At 66.6% G+C, this 18,397-nt stretch carries 14 protein-coding genes; 2 read left to right on the forward strand and 12 right to left on the reverse strand.

The window, feature by feature from the left end:
* Positions 1–336: 336 nt before the first annotated feature.
* Positions 337–477: a hypothetical protein gene (locus tag ACYVOM_RS38285; protein WP_460308519.1), complete on the forward strand. Its 141-nt coding sequence runs from the start codon at positions 337–339 to the stop codon at positions 475–477.
* A 235-nt stretch (positions 478–712) separates the two neighbouring features.
* Here ACYVOM_RS38285 and ACYVOM_RS38290 read toward each other — a convergent pair whose 3' ends face one another.
* From ACYVOM_RS38290 to ACYVOM_RS38310, 5 genes are all read right to left on the reverse strand, one after another.
* Positions 713–1,543, reverse strand: coding sequence for an ABC transporter substrate-binding protein (locus tag ACYVOM_RS38290; protein ID WP_460308532.1), 831 nt, complete (start codon positions 1,541–1,543; stop codon positions 713–715).
* 174 nt (positions 1,544–1,717) lie between these two features.
* Entirely contained in the window at positions 1,718–1,894 is a 177-nt protein-coding gene (locus ACYVOM_RS38295; RefSeq protein WP_460308520.1) for a hypothetical protein, read from the reverse strand.
* Positions 1,895–2,012: 118 nt separating this feature from the next.
* The gene (locus ACYVOM_RS38300) at positions 2,013–2,759 is read right to left on the reverse strand and encodes an alpha/beta fold hydrolase (RefSeq protein ID WP_460308521.1); all 747 of its coding nucleotides are present in this window, start codon (positions 2,757–2,759) and stop codon (positions 2,013–2,015) included.
* Between the two features lie 80 nt (positions 2,760–2,839).
* Positions 2,840–5,596, reverse strand: coding sequence for a helix-turn-helix transcriptional regulator (locus ACYVOM_RS38305; RefSeq protein ID WP_460308522.1), 2,757 nt, complete (start codon positions 5,594–5,596; stop codon positions 2,840–2,842).
* 178 nt (positions 5,597–5,774) lie between these two features.
* Positions 5,775–8,618, reverse strand: a complete 2,844-nt coding sequence (locus ACYVOM_RS38310) for an ATP-binding protein (protein ID WP_460308523.1) — start codon at positions 8,616–8,618, stop codon at positions 5,775–5,777.
* Positions 8,619–8,847: 229 nt separating this feature from the next.
* Between ACYVOM_RS38310 and ACYVOM_RS38315 the strand changes: the two genes are divergently transcribed.
* Positions 8,848–10,109 (forward strand): IS3 family transposase gene (locus ACYVOM_RS38315; protein WP_460308524.1). Its coding sequence is split into 2 segments (ribosomal slippage): positions 8,848–9,130 and positions 9,130–10,109, totalling 1,263 coding nucleotides; the frame shifts between segments, so codons are not numbered across the junction.
* A gap of 201 nt (positions 10,110–10,310) precedes the next feature.
* Here the strand turns inward: ACYVOM_RS38315 and ACYVOM_RS38320 are convergent.
* The 7 genes from ACYVOM_RS38320 to ACYVOM_RS38350 all read right to left on the reverse strand — a co-directional run.
* On the reverse strand, positions 10,311–11,318 hold the full coding sequence (locus ACYVOM_RS38320; RefSeq protein WP_460308525.1) for an ABC transporter permease: 1,008 nt from the start codon (positions 11,316–11,318) through the stop codon (positions 10,311–10,313).
* Between the two features lie 121 nt (positions 11,319–11,439).
* Positions 11,440–12,426: an NAD(P)H-quinone oxidoreductase gene (locus ACYVOM_RS38325; protein WP_460308526.1), complete on the reverse strand. Its 987-nt coding sequence runs from the start codon at positions 12,424–12,426 to the stop codon at positions 11,440–11,442.
* 40 nt (positions 12,427–12,466) lie between these two features.
* Positions 12,467–13,141, reverse strand: coding sequence for an acetate uptake transporter (locus tag ACYVOM_RS38330; RefSeq protein ID WP_460308527.1), 675 nt, complete (start codon positions 13,139–13,141; stop codon positions 12,467–12,469).
* A gap of 86 nt (positions 13,142–13,227) precedes the next feature.
* Complete coding sequence (locus tag ACYVOM_RS38335) at positions 13,228–15,540, reverse strand: FdhF/YdeP family oxidoreductase (RefSeq protein WP_460308528.1); 2,313 nt, start codon at positions 15,538–15,540, stop codon at positions 13,228–13,230.
* On the reverse strand, positions 15,537–16,103 hold the full coding sequence (locus ACYVOM_RS38340) for a universal stress protein (RefSeq protein WP_460308529.1): 567 nt from the start codon (positions 16,101–16,103) through the stop codon (positions 15,537–15,539). Before ACYVOM_RS38340 ends, ACYVOM_RS38335 begins: the two co-directional genes overlap by 4 nt.
* The gene (locus ACYVOM_RS38345) at positions 16,100–17,449 is read right to left on the reverse strand and encodes an MFS transporter (RefSeq protein ID WP_460308530.1); all 1,350 of its coding nucleotides are present in this window, start codon (positions 17,447–17,449) and stop codon (positions 16,100–16,102) included. The genes ACYVOM_RS38340 and ACYVOM_RS38345 overlap by 4 nt, the downstream gene beginning before the upstream one ends.
* Positions 17,450–18,000: 551 nt before the next feature.
* Positions 18,001–18,397: carboxymuconolactone decarboxylase family protein (locus tag ACYVOM_RS38350; RefSeq protein ID WP_460308531.1), on the reverse strand; the 397-nt coding region annotated here is incomplete at its 5' end.

The following is an 18,397-nucleotide window of genomic DNA, read 5'->3' on the forward strand; positions in this document are numbered from 1 at the left end:
ACCACAACCGGCGAGAAACACCCCTGTTCGCCGCCAGCATCGCACGCCACGCCCTGACACGTGCGGGCAAGTGACACACCGCTGCGTGACCGGCAGACCGACTGGCCCGATGCCCACGGGCCCCGTTCGCGGTGCTCTCCGCGGCTCATGGAAGGTGCAACATGTCCTCACCGCACGAACACGCCGACCATTCGCATGGCGAGGGATGCGGTCATGTGTCCTTTACTCATGAAGGACATGTCGACTACGTACACGACGGTCATTTCCATCGGCTCGTGAGCGGGCAGATGCACGAGTGCACCAAGGAGGGACACGAACCGCACGGCGCGCATCCGCATGAACACCACGCAGCATGCGGGCACGTATCAGTACCGCATGGCGACCACGTCGACTACGTGCACGATGGTCATCGGCACGCTGCGCACGGCGACCATTGGGACGATCACTGATCAGCCCGCGGCAGGCGGCGATCGCTGAACCACACGGGGCGGTGCGGTCGCCAATGGCCCCAACGTGACCGAGTCACCGCTTATCCGATGTCCGGCATACGACGCCCGCGTGAGGCCTTTGACAGGGGCATTGCGTTCCTGTCACGAGCCTCACGCGGGTTCGGCCGGCGACGAAGCCCGGCCCCGAGGGAAGGACACGGTGCCGCAGTCGTCCGACGTTGGCCCGCCCGCACACGTGTCTTCGCAGGGCTTTGGCGACTCGCTCAGTGGCGCTGCCCAGGCGTATCAGTCACTGGTCGCGATCTGACGGGCGCGGACTGGATCGCTGTATACATTCCGGTTGCCGCCTCGGCCACTTGACACCGAGTTGGCTGGTCCGGGTCCGGGCCGCTTCCACGCTCTTGACGAAGGCAGCCATCGTCGGTACCTGCTCGGCGTACTGAAAGGCCACCGTGGAGGGAGAAGGCACGGTGATGCTGTTCGGCCGGAGTGAGCATGCTGGCGGAGTGGTTCAGGCAGGAGAGGACTTGAGCGGCCTTTTTCTGGCGGGCCGTGGAAGGGTTCTGCGGGACGGTCCAGACCTCTCCGCCGAGACGTGTGACCGCGGTCTCCCCCGTCCGAGGAACTGGGACCTGGGTCACGCCCCAGTGCAGCTTCTTGTTCTTGTTCAGCGCCGGGATCCGCCAGGGTCCGTTGATCATCATGGCCGACCTCCCAGCGGCGAATTGATCGTGGACATCGGCTTGGGTCCATTTCAGCACCGACTTGGACATGGATCCGTCTTTCACCAGGTCGACCCACAGCTGTAGTGCCTGCGCGGCCTGTGGCGTGTCCAACTGCGTCTCGTCCCCGCCGTTGGGCCACAGAAAGGGCAGGAATTGCCAGGCGCCCTCGAACGTGGGGTTCGCGTCAACCGCCATGCCATAACGTCCGGGACGGGTCAGCTTGGCTGACGCAGCCTTCAGCTCGTCCCAGGTCCTCGGGACGGTGGTGTCCGCCTTCGACAGCATGTCCTTGTTGTAGAAGAGGGCGACCGTGCTGACGTTGGGCGCCAGTCCGTACACCTTTCCCGCGTAGGTGCCCGCCGCCAGAATGCTTTCGGCGAAGCCCCTTTAGTCGACACCGTACTGGTCCAGCGGGGTGAGCACGCCGGTCTGGGCGATCCGCTGCAGGTCGGCGTTGTCCAGCATCAAAAGGTCGGGAAAGGTCCGCGACGACGCCTGTCTCAGGGCCCTGGAAACAAGCAACGCCCCCGGAACGCTCGTCTGCTAAACCTTCACGCCCACGGACTTGCCGCAGGCGGCGAGCATCTCGTTCCACTGGCTGTGTTCGGGTTCGTCGGTGTAGTAGTCGAGCGCCGTGATGGACGTGACCCGGTCGGTGCCGGGCCCGGTGTCGTTTCCGCAGCCGACGGCGACCAGGGCCATCGTGATGGCGCCTGCCATGAGGGTGACTCTCCGCCGAGCCACGGAGCTTTCGGAGGTCCGACCTGCGCGAGGCGTTGCGGCGGCTCGGTGTCCGCGGCAACAGGTGACTGCCATTTTCTCCTGCCCATAAGAGTCGTCATTGCCCGCGACCGCCCTGGTCGGCGCCGTGTTCGGCTGCTTCCCGGATCATCGTGCTGACGGCGACGGGCTGCGAGAGGGCCACAGCATGGGAGCCGTCGATCAGGTACTGAGTAGCAGCCATGCGTTGTGCCATGAAGCGCTGGGCTGTTGGATTGAGTATTCGGTCGGCGGTTGCGATGGCATACCAAGAGGGCTTTGACGCCCATGCCGGCGGGCCCGACCTCCCAGTAAGCACACTGTGCGTGATCGGACGTTGCGCCACTGCCATCACGTTCTTCCTGTGAGCCGGCAGGTCGGCCGCGTACACCTGCGGGAACCATTGCTCGCTGATGCAGAGCTCACTGTCCGGGGCGCCGGGAAGCTGCACCGGAAGGTCGGCGGTGAGGACCGTGTCAGTGACCGGCATGGGAAACCGGCTTGTGATGTCCAGGACGCACTCGCCGGTATCCAGGCCGAACGCTGCGACGTAGCACAACGCCACGACGTTGTCAGCGTTGGTAGCGGCATGTGTGACGACCGCGCCGCCATAGCCGTGGCCGACCAGCACGACGGGAGCATCGATTCTGCTGACCACGTTTTGGACGTACGAAGCATCATGAGTCAGTCCACGCAGCGGGTTTGCTGGAGCGAGTACGGTCGAACCAGCAGCCTGAAGGAAGCCGATGACCTCCGACCAGGAGGAGGCGTCGGTGAACGCCCCGTGCACGAGCACGATGGTCGGGGGTAAAGGGATGATTGACATGGCGACGCCCTCCGATCGGGTCTGCCGTCCCAGCCAAGCGGGTCCCGGCACCCAGGGGCATCGCGTGAAAGTACCGATCATTAGCGAGTGCACTCCGACTCGGGCAAGGCTCTGACCAGATTGGCGAGCTGGACCCGGGAGTTGACTGTCAGCTTGCGGAAAGCGGAGGTCAGGTGGGTGTTGACCGTGTGCGGGGAGACAACGAGCAGTTCGGCTGCCGACCGGTTGGTGTGGCCCTCGGCGATCAGGCGTGCCACCTTCTTCTCCGAGGCTGTGAGTGCCCCCCACCCCTGGACGGGGCGGCGGGCGCGTGATGCTTTGCCGCTGCTCACCCCTGTGCCGTCCAGTTCGTGCCGCAGGCGAGTCGCCGTGGCCTGAGCGCCGGCCCCGGCGAACAGACCATGGGCGCGGTTGAGGGCCGCGGCGGCCTCAGGCTTGCGGCCCACCGCCAGGAGCGACCGGCCGAAATCGGCGAGGGCGGCAGCACGGACCAATGGGCGAGGGCTTGCTTCGAGCAGCGCTACGGATTCTTCGAGCAAGGCCGGGTCGTTCTTCACGAGCCCCCGGGCCTGCATGGCGATGCCCGTGGCGGTCGGTACTCCAGAGTTGCGTTCGGCGTGGGTCCAGGCCTGAGCGGCCAGATCTTCGGCGAGTCCGTGGTCCGCGCCGCGCAGGGCCATGCGGATCGCGGCGTCGACCCAGTCCCGCAGTAGCCGCCAACGCATGAAGAGGCCGTCCTGCTGCACCTGTCGGACCTTTGCGGCGGCAAGCTCGGCGTCTCCGTCCGCCTCCGCGTGTAGGGCCTCCAGGAAGCGCACCACGGCCGCGTTGCCCGGGTTCGGTTTGACCGTCAGCCGTTCCTGTGCAGCAGCCAGGTGCTGACGAGCCGCTTCTCGGTCACCGCGCAGCAGGGCGATCCTGGAGCGGATCACGCGACCGTTCACCTGCTGCACGGGCACCTGAACGTCGTCTTCCAAGCGCTCCATGGTCGCGAAGTCGGCGTCGGCGTCGTCAAGCCGGCCGAGCCCCAGATCGTGCTGGCCCTGTGCCCAGAGCAACATCGCCTGCCGAACCGCCCCGGCATCATCCGCTGCCCGCAGGAGCAGTCGTCCGCTGGACGCGAAGTCGTCCATGTGCAGGTGCGCGACGACCTCTTCGGGAAGGAAAGTGGGATCGATGCTGCTGAGCGCGGCGAAGTGCTCCAACGCGACGGCGTTCTCGCCCGCATTCTGCGCGATCTCGCCGAGCCCCGACAGGGCCAGGACGTGTGCCTCCCGATCACCGGCCGTGATGGCGGCACGCAGCGCCTTCTCTCCGGCCTCACGCGCTTCGACAAGGTCGTGCCCCCGGGAGAGAGCCAGCGCCTGCAGAGCGGCCAGCCTCGCCCCGGCTTCCGAGGTGGTGCCTGCGACGGCGAGGGCAGTCTCGGATCTGCGACGCAGTTCCTCGGTGAGATCCATGGACCACAGCGTTCCGCCGAGGGCGGCCTGTAGCCGACTGAACACATCCAGCGGCGGTTGGCAGGCCAACAGCCGGTCTCCGGTCGACAGCGCCTCTCGGCTCCGGCCGGCCCGAGTCAGATACAGGATGGCCTGCTCGCCCACGTCGAACTTCAGCGGCCGGACGGGCGGGACCAGTTCCAGGGCGCGCGTCATGAGGTCGGCCGCGAGGTCCGGGGTCACCGACAGCACGTCTTCAGCGGCTGTTCGCAGCAGCGCCACGGCCTGCTCGTCTCCGGGCAGGGCGCCCCTGAGAATGTGCGGCACAGCATCGAGCGGCCGATGACCTGCGGACACAAGATGGCCAGCCGCCTCCCGGTGCAGGGCCTTGCGGGCTGAGGGCGGGATGTCGACGTAGACGGCCTGGCGCAGCAGATCGTGTCGGAAGACCAACTCATCGCCGTCGTCGTCCAGAAGTCCGGCACGCATGGCTTCTTCCAGCGCCGAGATCAAAGTGGCCGGCGGCTGGCCGCACAGCGAGGCGGCCGCGTAGAAGCCGAACCTGCGGCCCAGCACGGCACCCATCTGAAGAAAGCGCAGGGTGGTGGGCTGAAGCGATTTCAGCCTGCTGCGCACACCCACTACGAGCGTCGAGGGAACCAGATCCCCCGAGGCCTCTGTGCCCCCCAGCCCGACAAGCATCTCGACCGCGAGAAACGGGTTCCCTCCTGCCCCATCGAGCAGGTCTCGAAGGCGTTCGCCAACGGCTGCTCCAAGAATGTCTTCGGCCACTTCGTGGATGGCCATGCTGGACAGCGGTCCCAAAGGTACGGAAATCGTCGGCAGCGCGCCTTCGACAGCGGCAACGATCTCTTCGGCCTGCCCAGCCGGATCCGGGCGCCCGGCCAGTGTCCACAGCACCGGCGAGGTCCGCAGCCGTGCGGGAAGCTGTGTCAGGGCGAACCGGCTCAGTGGGTCGGCCCATTGCACGTCGTCCAGGGCGATCAGCACCGGTGTGCTGCTGGCTCTGGCTTCGATCGCTTCCGCCAGACGCTCCACTATCCAGATCCGCTGATCCCGATTCTGCGCCAGGTCACCGAAGGTGTGGTCGGAGAGCAGCGGCTGATCGCCGTGCAGGACGCAGGCCGCCAGAGAGGACAGCGGCACGATGCGGTGCAGCTCGTCGGCTTTGCCGAGGCCGACGGAGAATCCCGCCGCGCCGGCCTCAGCGGCGGTCTCGGCCAGCAGGGTGGTCTTACCGATGCCCGGTTCTCCCTGGATCAGGGCCAATCCGCCACAGCCGGTGCGGGCCACCGAGGCGATCAGCGCCTGTAGTTCTGCGAGTTCGGCCTCTCGGCCGCGTATTCCGCTACGGGTTAGCGTATCGCCCGACTTCATCACTTTCACCCCTTCCGGCCCCTACCGGATGCCAGAGCTCAGGCCAGTTCTGTACCGACGAGAGGCCGCGGACTGGGCAGCAGCCCCCTCTCGATACGGGAATCTTGCCAACGCGCCACAACCGCGCGCATCACACGAGTACGAGCGCCTGTGGTGATGGGTGAGGGATACGAAGAAGTTACCCTCCGTGCTCGCGCGCGGCCATCAAACGGGACAGTTCGACTCGAGAGGTGATGTCGAGCTTGATAAAGGCGTGCCGCAGGTGTGAGTTCACGGTGTGCGGTGAGATCGCGAGGCGTTCCGCGGTCTGCCGGTTCGTCAGGCCCTGAGCCACCAGCCGGATCACCCCGACCTCGGAGGCGGTGAGCTCGGGCCACGCTATGACGGAGCCCCTGGACGTCGTACGGCGCCGGGGTGCCCCCAATGCTCGTAGACGACGGCGTACACGTGTGGCATCCCGCTCGGCTCCCGCCCGGGTGTAGAGGTCGAGCGCCTGGTCGAGATGCGGAACGCCGTGGACGGCGCGGCGTGCGGCCAGCTTGCGGCCGGTGTCCTCGAGCGCCGAGGCCCGGGGAATCAACCGGGAGAGACCGTCGTACAACTCGACGGAACGTAGGAGGGGAGCGACGTCGTTGTCGAGCAGTCCCCGGGCGTGTGCGGCTGCCGCCGCGAGGATCGGGAACTGCGGATTGCCGGCCGCCCGACGTTCCGCGAGGGCAACGGCGGCTACGGCGCGTTCTCGTGCGCCTGCCCGCAGGGCCATGCGGACGAAGACGGGTGCGTCGGCCGGATCGTCGGGACTGGCCAACGAGGGGCCGTCGAGATCGAACGTGCGGAAGGACTCGTCGAGCAGTGTCATGGCCCGGCCGGGATCGTCTTCGGCATCAGCCAGCAACGCCAGCAGCCAGGAGCCGGCATTGCGCATGAGTACTGCCGGGTCGGTCAGCATCCGTTCTGCATCGGTCGCGTAGGCACGCGCCGCGTCCAGATCGTTGGTGTGCAGTGCGACGCGTACCAGGGTGTACAGGAGCGTGGCGTCGGCGAAGTTGCTCGTGCCCAGTTCGTCGACCATCGCGGAGGCGGCCTCGGCCTCGGCCCGCGCGTCTGCCAGACGGCCCGCGTCCAGCAGCACCCGGGACCTGTTCATGATCCACGAGCCCATGGCCGCGGCCTGGCCTTGGCGTTGGGTCTCACGCGTACCGACTTCGGACTTTTCGAGCGCTTCTGCCGAGCGGCCCGCCGCATTCAGCAGGAACGCAGTCCACAGAGCTTCCGGAACCCACAACGAATGCGCGATTCCGACCTCGGACGCCAGGTCGGAAGCCCGGCTGGCAGCTTCGAACGCGGCACTCCAGTCCATCCGGTAGAACTGCACGACCGAGTCGACGGCGACGGCGGTGGCCTCGGCGGCCTTGTCCTGAGCCTGTACGGCGGCCTCAGTGGCATCGGAGACTGCGTCCGCAATCGCCTCGAAGTCCCCGATCATGGACAGGGCCAGGCATCGCAGGGCAAGCAGTTGGGCCCGCAGCGAGGCCGGGATGCCGTCAAGAGCGGCTCCGGCCTCAGCTTGTCGAGCGCTCTCCGTGAAGTCGTGCTGACCGGACACCCTCGCCAGGCCGAGCCGCACCCGTGCCTCGGCCTCCGGAGCCATGTTGCCGGGCAGAGCCTCAGCGGCGAGTTCCCTGGCCTCGGCCGGCCTGCCCGCCTGCCACAGCAGCAGCATCGTCTCGGCGATGATCGCCGGTCGGCTCGGGTCCCGCTCGGCGGTGGTTGCCAGTGCCCGACGGCTGAGTTCCACCGCTGACGACGGCGCGGCTGTGGAAAGTTCCGCCGCTGCGGCTCGCAGCAGTTCCGCAGCCCTGGAGTCGCCCGGCTCTGCGCTGTCCAACAGCAGAGCGGCCACCTCGGTCACCGGTGCCCCCCGCCGTAGCAGGACGTCCGCTGCGTGGCGCCGCAGAGCCCGGCGCAGGGACGGGGGCAGACCACTCTCCGCGGCTTCGCGGATCAGGTCGTGGCGAAACAGCAACCGATCGTCCCGTTCGACGAGCAGGTGTGAGTTCAGGGCCTCCTCCAACGGTGCCATCAGGGTCGCCGTCGGCCTGTCGAGCAGTTCCGCCAGGAGGTCGACGGTGACTATGCGGCCAACGGCGGAGGCGGTCCGCACGATCTCCCGGGTCGGTTCGGAGAGTTGGTCGAGGCGCTGTCGTACGGAGGTCTGGAAACGGTGCGGAAGGTGTCCGCCCGTCAGGCGCGCCCTACCCTTCTCAACGATGAGCGCGTTCTCCTCGCGCATGCCGCGCAGCAGTTCCACCAAGAGGAGGGGCACCCCCTCCGCGCGTCGGGCGACGCTCAAGGTGGCCGCATCTGGAAGCGCCCCGAGCACGTCCTCCGCGATCTGGGCAACTGCGGTGTCCGCCAGCAGCCCCAGCTGGAGCCGGTGGGCGCCGACCTCGTACAGCCGGTCCAGCGTCGCTCGCACGCCGGGCGCCCACGTGCCACTGCGGACCGCGATCAGCCACAGGATCGCGTGGGAGGACAGGCGGGCCGTGAGCGCTCGTAGCGCAAGGAGTGTCACGTCGTCCAGCCACTGGACATCGTCCAGGATGATGACGAGAGGAGTGCTGAGCGCTGCCTGTTCCAGGCGGTCCTGCAGTTCCTGCAGCAGCCAGAATCGCTGATCGGGTTCCGCCGCAAGTTCTCGCAGTTTGCTCGTGTCGAACAGTAGCTCGGAGCCCGTCAGGAGGCCTTCCAACAGTGGGCCCAATGGAATGAACTGACCATCCGGATCGGCGCCTCCCCGGAAAACCCTCAGCCCTCGCCGCACAGCAGTGACCTGGATCTCCGCCAAGAGACGGCTCTTGCCGCTGCCGGGTGAACCTTCGACGCAGACGATGCCGCCGCGGCCCTGAGCCAGCGCTTTCAACCGCGCGTCGACGACGCCCAGCTCGTCTTCTCGGCCGCGTACGGGCAGTTGAACGCCGGTTACCCCGTCGGTGGGGAGCGGCTGCTGAAAGCGGTCCAAGTGGGATCCCGTGGAGGCGAGCGGCAAGGAGCCGCCAGAAGGAACGGCATGAGCCGGTCCCGGCATGCCATGTACAAATCAACGGCGGAACTTCTCCATCTGTTTCGTGATCCGCGCTTCTTACGTTCGCGGAACGCGAGCTACAGAGATCGGGCTCGTCCCATTGGCCATCCTATCTGTGAATCGCTCCGGTTTGCCTGGAGAGTTGATCACTTGTAAGGATTGAGTCATGGCACGTCCGTCCCAGTACCCTCCCGAGTTGTGGCAGCGAGCGGTCCGCATGGTCGCCGAAGTCCGCCCCGATTACCCGAACGAGTCCGCAGCGCTGGCCGCGGTAGCGCAGAAGCTGGGGATCGGGTCGCGGGAGACCCTGCGGAACCGGGTCCGCCAGGCCGAGGTCGATACCGGGAAGCGTCCGGGCACCACGACCGAGGAAGCGGCGCAGGTCAAGGCGTTGAAGAAGGAGATCGCGGAGCTGCGGCGGGCGAAGGAGATCCTGAAGGCCGCGGCGAGTTTCTTCGCGGCCGAGCTCGACCGGCCACACACGCGCTCGTGGCGTTCATCGACGAGCACCGGGACCGCTTCGGCGGTGTTGAGCCGATCTGCCGCGTGCTCACCATGCACGACTGCAAGATCGCCCCTTCCACCTACTACGCCTTCCACCAGCGCCAAGCCGCGCCCTCGGCACGAACCCTGCGCGACAGCGAGCTCAAGGCGCTGATCAAGGAGATCCACGCCCTCAACTACTCCGCCTACGGGGCCCGGAAGATCTGGCGCCAGCTGCACCGCCAGGGCCGTCCGGTGACGCGCTGCACGGTCGAGCGGCTGGTGCGCGAGATCGGGATCAGCGGCTCTGTCCGCGGAAAGAAGCACATCACGACGGTCTCGGATCCGTCCGCGGCACGTGCTCCGGACCTGCTCGACCGGGACTTCGTCGCCGCGGCGCCGAACCGGTGCTGGGTCGCGGACTTCACCCACGTCGCGGCCTGGGCCGGCGTCGTCTACGTCGCGTTCGTCGTGGACACTTTCTCCCGCCGGATCGTCGGCTGGGCTGCCTCGACCAGCAAGCAGACCCGCCTTGTCCTGGACGCCCTCGAGATGGGCCTGTGGCAGCGCGACCGCGACGGCCACCCCCACCAGCGCGGCTCGCTGGTGCACCACTCGGACGCAGGAAGTCAATACACCAGTTTCAAGCTGGCCGAACACCTCCGAGACGCCGGGATCGCCGCCTCCATCGGATCCGTTGGCGACGCCTACGACAACGCCCTCATGGAATCCACGATCGGCCTGTTCAAGACCGAGATCATCAAACGGAGAGGTCCCTGGAAGACCCTCTCCCACGTCGAGCTCGCCACCGCCGAATGGACCGACTGGTACAACCACCGACGCCTTCACGGAGAGATCGGCCACATCCCACCCGCCGAATACGAGACCAACTACTACCTGAACACCACGAAAACCCAGGTCACAGCCACAACCAGCAGTCTCTAACAAAACCGGGGCGATTCAGTAGCACGTTGTGTCGCACGCCAGGCTCGTGCGCGGCCGTTCCCGGCCGAGTCCGGCACCCGGGTCGTGTTGGACTCGATCCCGACGTTCGACGGGCAGGGCGACGGGTCGTGGGGTGCGGAGCAAAGAAGAAGGTAATGGGGAGGGCTTGGCCGGGGTAGTCGCGAAGGGGGCTGAGGCGGCTCAGCTGCGAGACGAATCTGCCTCCTCAGGGCGATTCGGGAGCGTTGGAGCCGCCGACGGCTGGGCGGCACAGCGTCTCCGGCGCCAGCCCCAGGCAGTTGCGGCCGCGACGGTGCACCATGCTGCCAGGGTCAAGAAGGGAGTGAAGTGCTGGTGATCATTGAAGTAGATGGCTGTGTGCTGGGCACTGACCGACGCCCCCGGGGGTAGCCAGCGCCCCAGCGCGCGCGTCGGTTCGGGCAAGAGCGCGGACGAAACCGCTCCGCCTGAGGACGGATTACCGACCATGACCAGCAGAAGCCAGGTCGGGAGAATCGCCCATCGGCCGACCAGCACATGGAATGCGGTGAACATCAGCCCGCAGGTGAACATCGTGACGGCCAGGATCGCCCACGACTCGACGATCGGCAGGTCGAGGATGTGCTCTATCCAGTCGACGACCGCGCAAATCGCTGCAGCGCCGAGCGCTGAGTAGCAGGCGATGGCCAGAACCCTCTCGCGTAGGCGCAGCTGACCGGCATGGGCGTTGAGCTGGGCGGCACCCATGAAACCCAGGACGACTGCCGCCAGAGTGAGATAGAAGATGGCCAGACCCTGAGGGTCTCCTGCTTGTAGTGGATGCAATTCAGTGGTGTGCAGAGACACGCCGGCTTCGTGAGCGGCAGCGGGGGCCTCTTGCTTCAAGACGCGGGCCACCGAGGCACCTGCGGCAGGTACGAGTTGCAGAGCCACGTCGCTGTCCGAACCTGTGTCGCTCCGAACCAGTGCGAAGATCTTCTGAGAATCCACGGCTCGGAGCGCAGACGCCTGGTCGGAGAAGGTGTGCACGACGAGTTCTGTGTTGAGTCGACCATCCCACGCGGTGATGAATCGCTCGGCGCGGTGGTCGTTCCTCAGTGTTCCCACTGGTACGTGGTGCGGCGTCGGATGGGCGAGGTTGAAGCAGTAGGAGCCGGCGAAGAGACCGGCCGCGACGGCGACGATCACGGTGATGGCGGCTGCGGGCATGATGCGCCGAAACGTATGACCGGTACGGCGCGGAAGCACACGCCACGACATCCGGGTCACCGCCGCTGTCCCCTTGCCAGGTGGTGCCGAGCTGCGAGGCAAGGGAGAAACGTGCAGGGGGTCATACCGTCATCACGATCTTTCCGACCACGTTCCCCTCCGTCAGGAGTTGGTGGGCCCGTGAAGCCTCTCTGAGGGGCACGCTGCCTCCGATGACTGGGCGGATCCGACCGTCCGACACCATTGGCCACATGTTCATGCGCACTGCGTCGACGATGTTCGCCTTCTGCTTGCGGCTGCGCGGCCTCAGCGTCGTGGCCGCCAGGGATCCGCCCTTCGCCATCAGTTCACCAATGCCGAGGAGCGCGGATGACACGTCCCCGCCGATCATCACGATGCGCCCGTCCTGGGCCAGAGCGCGTATGTTGCGAGCCAGATAGGGTGCTCCGACGATGTCAAGAATGACATCCGCGCCGTGCCCGTTGGTTGCCTCTGCCACGGCGCTGGTGAAGTCTTCCTCGCGATAATTGATCGCGATATCGGCTCCGAGCGCGACGGCTTGGGCAGCTTTGTGGGAGGTCCCGGTTGTAGTGAGTACGTGCGCCCCAAGAGCTTTGGCCCATTGAATGGCCAGGCTTCCGATACCGCTGGTTCCGCCGTGGACCAGGAAGGTCTCACCGGGCCGCAGACCGGTGAGCATGCCGATATTCGCGTACACGGTGCAGGCCGCTTCGGGCAAGGAGGCCGCTTCCTCGAATGACAGCCCCGTCGGTTTCGCCAGCACTTGGGTCGCGGGCACTGCAACGGCCTGCGCGTAACCGCCGCCGTTCAGCAGGGCGCACACCTCGTCCCCCACAGCCCAGTCGTCGACTTCGCTTCCGAGATGGCTGATGGTTCCCGAGCACTCCAGGCCCAGGAGTGGGGAGTCGCTGGGTGGGACCGGGTAGAGCCCCTGGCGCTGGAGGAGATCGGCATTGTTGACGCCGATGGCCCGGACGTCGATGACGACCTCATCGGGCCCCGGTTGGGGCGTACGCACGTCGGCCCACTCCAGGACGCCGGGCGGTCCGGGGTGCCGCATCACAATGGCTTTCATCATTGAGTTCATGTCATCCACCTCGTATGCGGAATCGCTGCTCTGTCGCCGCTCAGACGGCTTGGTCTGTGCGCGATTCACGTTCACCGATGGACGACGTGAGCGACACGGGACGTGCCCGTTTGCGGCCCAGGCGTTCCAGCCGCGTCCCCGGGTCGGGCATGGTGGGGATGAGGTGCCGCCCCCAAGTGCTGTTGACCAGGCCCGCGAACGACGCGTACCAAGCAAGGCCGGCCGTTGCGAATCCGAAGCCACCACCGACCCGGGTCAGGGGTTCGGACTGGAGAAACTGCGACAGGGTCAGGAGCGTGAACGTGATGGTTGCCGAGGTGAACACAGCCAGGAGCGCGCCCGTGGTGCGGAGTGTGGCAATGGTGAGGTACAGCGTCACGACGGCCCACGGCAGGATGAACAGGCCTGTGGCTACGTGCGCTTCGGCCGCTGGCAGGGTATCGACGATGAAACGGCCGTACAGCGCGTAGGCCATCCAGAAGGCGCCGTAGGAGCAGAAGGCCGTCGCACCGAACGTGGAGCCCTGTCTGAACTCCGCGGCGCCGGCAATCAGTTGTACGACACCGCCGAAGAAGAAGGCGAGGGGGTACACGGCGGGGGTCAGGGCAGGGTCGACGCCGACGTAGAAGAAGCTGAGCATGAAGGTCGCTGTGGCGAAAGCAGCCAGGCCGAGGGGTGCTGGCTCGGCCATGGCGCGGGGGAAGGGGCTGGACATGACGACTCCTGGGGGTGCGTTCGCTGAAAGAGAGGAGCCGCGGCAATGGCCTTCGAGACATTCCGCGGGACGAGGCCTGAGTCCTGTCAGGCTGATGCAGGCGCCACCGCAGCCGTTGCCGCCGGAGTGACAGTGATCTTGATGTGCTTCATGAGGGGCTGGTCGCTCTGCGCGCTGTAATCGCCGATGGAGCACAGGACGTTCATCTCGGGCATGTAGCCGGCCGCACAGCCCGGCGGAATGGCGTAGGGAACGGCAAGGAACCCGTTCAGGCCCCGCTCGGTGCCGTCCTTCGCGGTGGAGACGATGTCCACCGGCTCGAACTCCTCGATACCACGCTCCCGCATGTCATCGACGTTCATGAAAATGAGCCTGCGGAGGTTCTTGATGCCGCGGTATCGGTCGTTGTCCGAGTAAATCGTGGTGTTCCACTGGTCGTGCGACCGGATGGTGGCCAGGACCAACGTGCCGGTGGGCGGGAGGACGTCGGGCAGCGCGGCATGCGAGAACTCCGCCCGTCCCGACGGGGTGAGGAACACCCGCTCTCGGGCCGGTTGGTGAAGGCGGAATCCCAGCGGCCGGCGTACGCGCCGGTTGAAGTCCTCGAAGCCTTCTAGGGCTTGGGCCATCACGTCTCGGATGCGGTCGTAGTCGTCCGCGTAGTTCTCCCAGGGGGTTGCGCTGTGGGGCAGTGCGGCGCGCGCCATCCCGGCGATGATCGCCGGTTCGGACCGGAGGGCGGGGGAAGCTGGTCGCCTCATTCCGCGGGACAGATGCACCATGCTCATCGCGTCCTCGACGGAGACGCTCTGTAGACCGCTTCGCTGGTGATCCTTTTCGGTCCGCCCGAGGCAGGGGAGGATGAGCGCCCGGCGTCCGTGCACGAGGTGGCTGCGGTTCAGCTTTGTGCTGACCTGGACTGTCAGGTCGCAGTTCCGCAGACCGGCGTACGTGTACGGGGTGTCGGGGGCCGCTTGCGCGAAGTTGCCGCCCAGACAGACGAAGGCCTTCACGTCGCCGCGGTTCATGGCCTCGATCGTTCCCACGGTGTCTAGACCGTGGTCTTGGGGCGGGGCGAAACCGCACGCCTTGCCCAGGCGGTCGAGGAACGCGGGAGCGGGCCGGTGGTCGATGCCGCATGTGCGGTTGCCCTGGACGTTGCTGTGGCCCCGCACCGGTGACGGGCCGGCGCCTGCGCGGCCGAGGTTGCCGCGCAGCAAAAGGAGGTTGACGATCTCCCGGACCGTGTCCACCCCGTGTTCGTGCTGAGTCAGTCCGAGGCACCAGCTGATGATGGTGCGCTCAGCGGCCAGAAAGATGTCGGCGGCTTTGATGATGTCGTCACGGCGCACTCCGGACTGATGCTCAACCGTCTCCCAGGATGTGGCTGAGCAGACAGCGGCATAAGCCTCGAATCCTCTGGTGTGCTGCTCGATGAAAGCGCTGTCGATGGCCAGGGGATCGACCCACGCGGCCTCCAGGACCGCCTTGGCCATGCCGCGCAGCAGGGCCATGTCCCCGCCGATGCGCGGTTGCAGGTTCAGAGTGCTGGTCGGGGTGGCACGAAAGCGAGCCATCTCCATGAACTCGTGCGGAACGATGGTGCTGCCCGCAGCGGCTTCGATTATGGGGTTCACGTGCACGATCTGGGCTCCGCGCCGATGGGCCTCGGCCAGGGAGGTCAGCATTCTCGGCGCGTTGGAGGCGGCGTTCACGCCGAAGACGAACAGGGCGTCCGCGGACTCCCAGTCACTCAGGTCCACGGTCCCCTTGCCAGTTCCGATGGCGGCCTGGAGCGCCCGTCCGCTTGCCTCGTGGCACATGTTGGAGCAGTCCGGAAGGTTGTTCGTACCCAGTTCCCGGGCCAGCAGTTGATAGAGGAACGTGCCCTCGTTACTCAACCGCCCCGACGTGTAGAAGGCCGCCTGGTTGGGATCGTCGAGATCGCGCAGCGTCTCACCCACCATGGTGAAAGCCGCCTCCCATTCGATGGGCACGTACCGGTCACTGTCCGCGTCGTAGACCATCGGCTCGGTGAGCCGGCCCTGGTTCTCGAGGTCGAAGTCCGACCACTGCATCAGCTCCGTCACCGTGTGCGCCGCGAAGAACTCCCGGTCGACCCGCTTGCGGGTCATTTCCCAGGTGACGTGCTTGATGCCGTTCTCGCATATGTCGAGGTGCAGTCCCTTCCGGTCGTCCGGCCAGGCGCACCCCGGACAGTCGAATCCGCCGTTCTCATGGTTCATGCGCTGGATGGCGCGCGTTCCGGACAACAGGCTGTGCTCGCGGATCAGGAACTGCCCGACGCTCTTGGCCGCGCCCCATCCGGCAGCGGGGTGTGGGTATGAGGGTTGCTCCGGCGTGTGGTCCTCGGACCTGCTGCCGTGGTCGGTGGTCATGCTGTCCCCTCTTTTGCGGACTTACGTGTAGGGCGACCGACGGAAGCAATGACATGGCTTCCGTCCTCGTCCGAGTGGTGCGCCCCGTGAACCCTCGGTGGCGAGAGGGGCGTTACCGCGGGCGGCGGCTGATCGCCATGGATGATCAAAGTGGGGCAGGCGGCGTGCTCCGCGCACGTTGCGCTGACCGAGCCCAGCAGGAGTCCCGCGAACCCGCCGTGGCCCCGGCTTCCGAGGACGAGCATTCTCGCTCCTGCTGCGACCGAGATCAGAGCGGCTGCGGTGGGCCCTTCGCGCACAGTGAGCCGAAGGCCAGAAGGCTGGTCATTACCCAGTACCTCTGCGCAGGAGGCGCTGAGCAAGGCTTGTGCCTCCACGACGGGGTCCCAGTCGTCCGTTACGCCGGTCCACGAAGAGGGGTTCTGCCAGACGGTCACGACCTCCAGCAGACTCCCGGTGGTCCGCGCCAGGAAATGTGCCCAGGCCAGAGCCTGCTTGGCGGACGAAGAGCCATCTACACCCACGACGATCCGGGGCATCAGAGGGGTCTTGGATTGCGTCATCGGTATTCGTCTCCCTTGTGCGCCGCAGTGCCGGTCTGCAGCGGGGCGCCGAGGTCGGATGTGCCGCTTGTGTCGCTCGCTTCGACGACTGCTTCGCCGGTGCCGGGTTGCCGCCCCGATACGGACGCCGGTGCGGCGGGGGATCGAGTCCGTGAGATCCCGAATGTGCTGATGAGAGCCAGCAGCGCGAGAAGCATCACTGCGATCCCGTACACGTAGGCGGCCCTCACCACTCCGCCGCCGTACACGACGATCACTCCGGCAGCGACTGTCGGAAGACCGAAACCCAGGTACGAGATCAGATACATGACCGAGAGGAGCCCCGCCCTCTGGTGCGGCTCGGCGAGAGGGACGGTGGTGCGCACGCCCCCCTGGAAGCCAGCTCCGAAACCGACACCGGCGACCGCTGTGCCGACGAAGAACAGCCTTGCCGAGCCGACCGCGGTGGCCAGCAGAGTGAGAGCCACGCCCGCAATGAGGGCCATGGTGCCGATCTGCGTGGTGGTTCGTGGTTCCGTCGATCGCAATACCAGGACGGTCAGCGCTCCGCAGGCCGTGAGAGTGAACAGCGACAGCCCGCCGAGGAGCGCTCCCTCTCCGTCGACGACACGACGGACCAAAACCGGGCCGAGCGAACCGTAGAACCCAGCCAGGGCCCAAACGGCCAGGACGACCGGCGCGGTTCGTAGGAGTGGGCCACGAGCCTGCACCGGCACGGTCCAGCTCACACGTAGCGAACGCAGCGCGCCGGGCGTGCGGGTCGCGGTCTCCGCAAGGAAAATGACTCCGACAGCCTGCAGGACGTAGACGCCCAAAAGGATGTAATACACGAGGTGAGTGGGCTGTGGAGCGTAAGTCACGAGGAGCCCCGAACCAAGGGCGCCTATGGCTGTCCCGGCAGCTGGTGTCACCGCGTTGGCGAACGTACCCGCGGAACGCCGGATGTCGATCATTCCGGCACCGACGGCCCCCACGACGGTACCCGTCGCGAGCCCTTGAAGAATCCTGCCGCAGAGCAGGGCGGGAACACCGTCGGCGCTGGCGAGGACGACGACCGCCGCCGCCTGGACGACGATGGAGCCGAAGATTACAGGTCGACGGCCGACATGGTCCGACAGCGAGCCGACGAGGAGAAGCGCCGAAAGAATGGCCACCGCGTACACACCGAAGATCACCGTGGTCGTGATCGGCGAGAAACTCCACTCGCGCTGGTAGGTGGCGTAGAGCGGGGTGGGCGCACTGGCTCCCGCGAGGAAGAAGACCACCACTGAGGCCTGAAGACCGAACGCTGGCCAGGGAGCCAACCGCCACGGCGGTCCGACCGCCTGGCCCTCTGCTCTCGTCATCGGAACTCCTGCTGTGGGGAATGCGTGAACGCGGTCGTTGAACCAGTGGGGGGCTGGGGGTGGGCTGACAGCCTCGTCATGTGCCACGTCCATGGGCCTGTCCCGAAGCAGATCTGTCGTGATGGCTGAGCCGGGAGGACAGCTGGAGACCCGCTCGGGACGGGTTATGAGAGCTACGAGTTGCGCCCGAGGCACGTCATCGGTGATGGCCCGCTGGTGCTGTGCCGGCGGTGTCACGAACCCGGTGAAGTGCGGGGCGCTGCTTGGACAGAGGCAGTGCCGAAGCGGTCTCCGGCCGCGTGCAGCTGAACTCCGACTGCGTGCGCGGCGTTCGACGATGGCAGCGAAGCGAAGACCTCGCGCCGGCTGTGGACTTCGGAGGAGGCCTGCGAAGGCCGCTGCCTCCTCCGAAGCTGTGCGCCGGTGCCCTCTCTGAGGTCACAAAGTAAAGAGGGGCTACGGGGCCACTCGTGACCCAACTGGTGCAGGTCGACGTGCCGTCGCCCTTGCACCGGACCCACAGGCCGAGAGGATGTACCTTCTGCGGGTTCTCAGCCCGGGAGCGTTCGGGCCGCGATGGCCGATGCGCTGATGGCTGCCGGAAAGCCTGCGTAGAAGGCGATCTGTGTGATGAGTGCCCCGAGCTCGGTGCGTGTCACACCGTTGTCGACGGCTCGCCGCAACTGTGCGGGCAACTCTTCGGGGCGGTAGAGCGCCACGACTGCGGCGACGGTTGCGATACTGCGGTCCCGAGGACTGAGCGCAGGATCCGTCCACACCTCGCTGTACAGAGGGTCCTCCACCAGCTCGGTGAGGGCTGGGGTGAAGGCGCGGGCCATTTCGCGGGGTGACGGAGGCAGGTCCGACTGCGCTGTCATCACGAGGTCCGTGTCAGGGCGTGGCGTGCGATGCTGGCGGCGAACAGGGGTGTTTCTCGCCGGTTGTGGT

Source organism: Actinocorallia aurea (assembly GCF_054783995.1).

Coding starts and splice junctions, on each gene's coding strand:
- ACYVOM_RS38285 (WP_460308519.1), top strand. CDS start 337: ATGAACACCACGCAGCATGCGGGCACGTATCAGTACCGCATGGCGACC.
- ACYVOM_RS38295 (WP_460308520.1), bottom strand. CDS start 1,894: ATGGCAGGCGCCATCACGATGGCCCTGGTCGCCGTCGGCTGCGGAAAC.
- ACYVOM_RS38300 (WP_460308521.1), bottom strand. CDS start 2,759: ATGTCAATCATCCCTTTACCCCCGACCATCGTGCTCGTGCACGGGGCG.
- ACYVOM_RS38305 (WP_460308522.1), bottom strand. CDS start 5,596: ATGAAGTCGGGCGATACGCTAACCCGTAGCGGAATACGCGGCCGAGAG.
- ACYVOM_RS38320 (WP_460308525.1), bottom strand. CDS start 11,318: ATGCCCGCAGCCGCCATCACCGTGATCGTCGCCGTCGCGGCCGGTCTC.
- ACYVOM_RS38325 (WP_460308526.1), bottom strand. CDS start 12,426: ATGAACTCAATGATGAAAGCCATTGTGATGCGGCACCCCGGACCGCCC.
- ACYVOM_RS38330 (WP_460308527.1), bottom strand. CDS start 13,141: ATGTCCAGCCCCTTCCCCCGCGCCATGGCCGAGCCAGCACCCCTCGGC.
- ACYVOM_RS38335 (WP_460308528.1), bottom strand. CDS start 15,540: ATGACCACCGACCACGGCAGCAGGTCCGAGGACCACACGCCGGAGCAA.
- ACYVOM_RS38340 (WP_460308529.1), bottom strand. CDS start 16,103: ATGACGCAATCCAAGACCCCTCTGATGCCCCGGATCGTCGTGGGTGTA.
- ACYVOM_RS38345 (WP_460308530.1), bottom strand. CDS start 17,449: ATGACGAGAGCAGAGGGCCAGGCGGTCGGACCGCCGTGGCGGTTGGCT.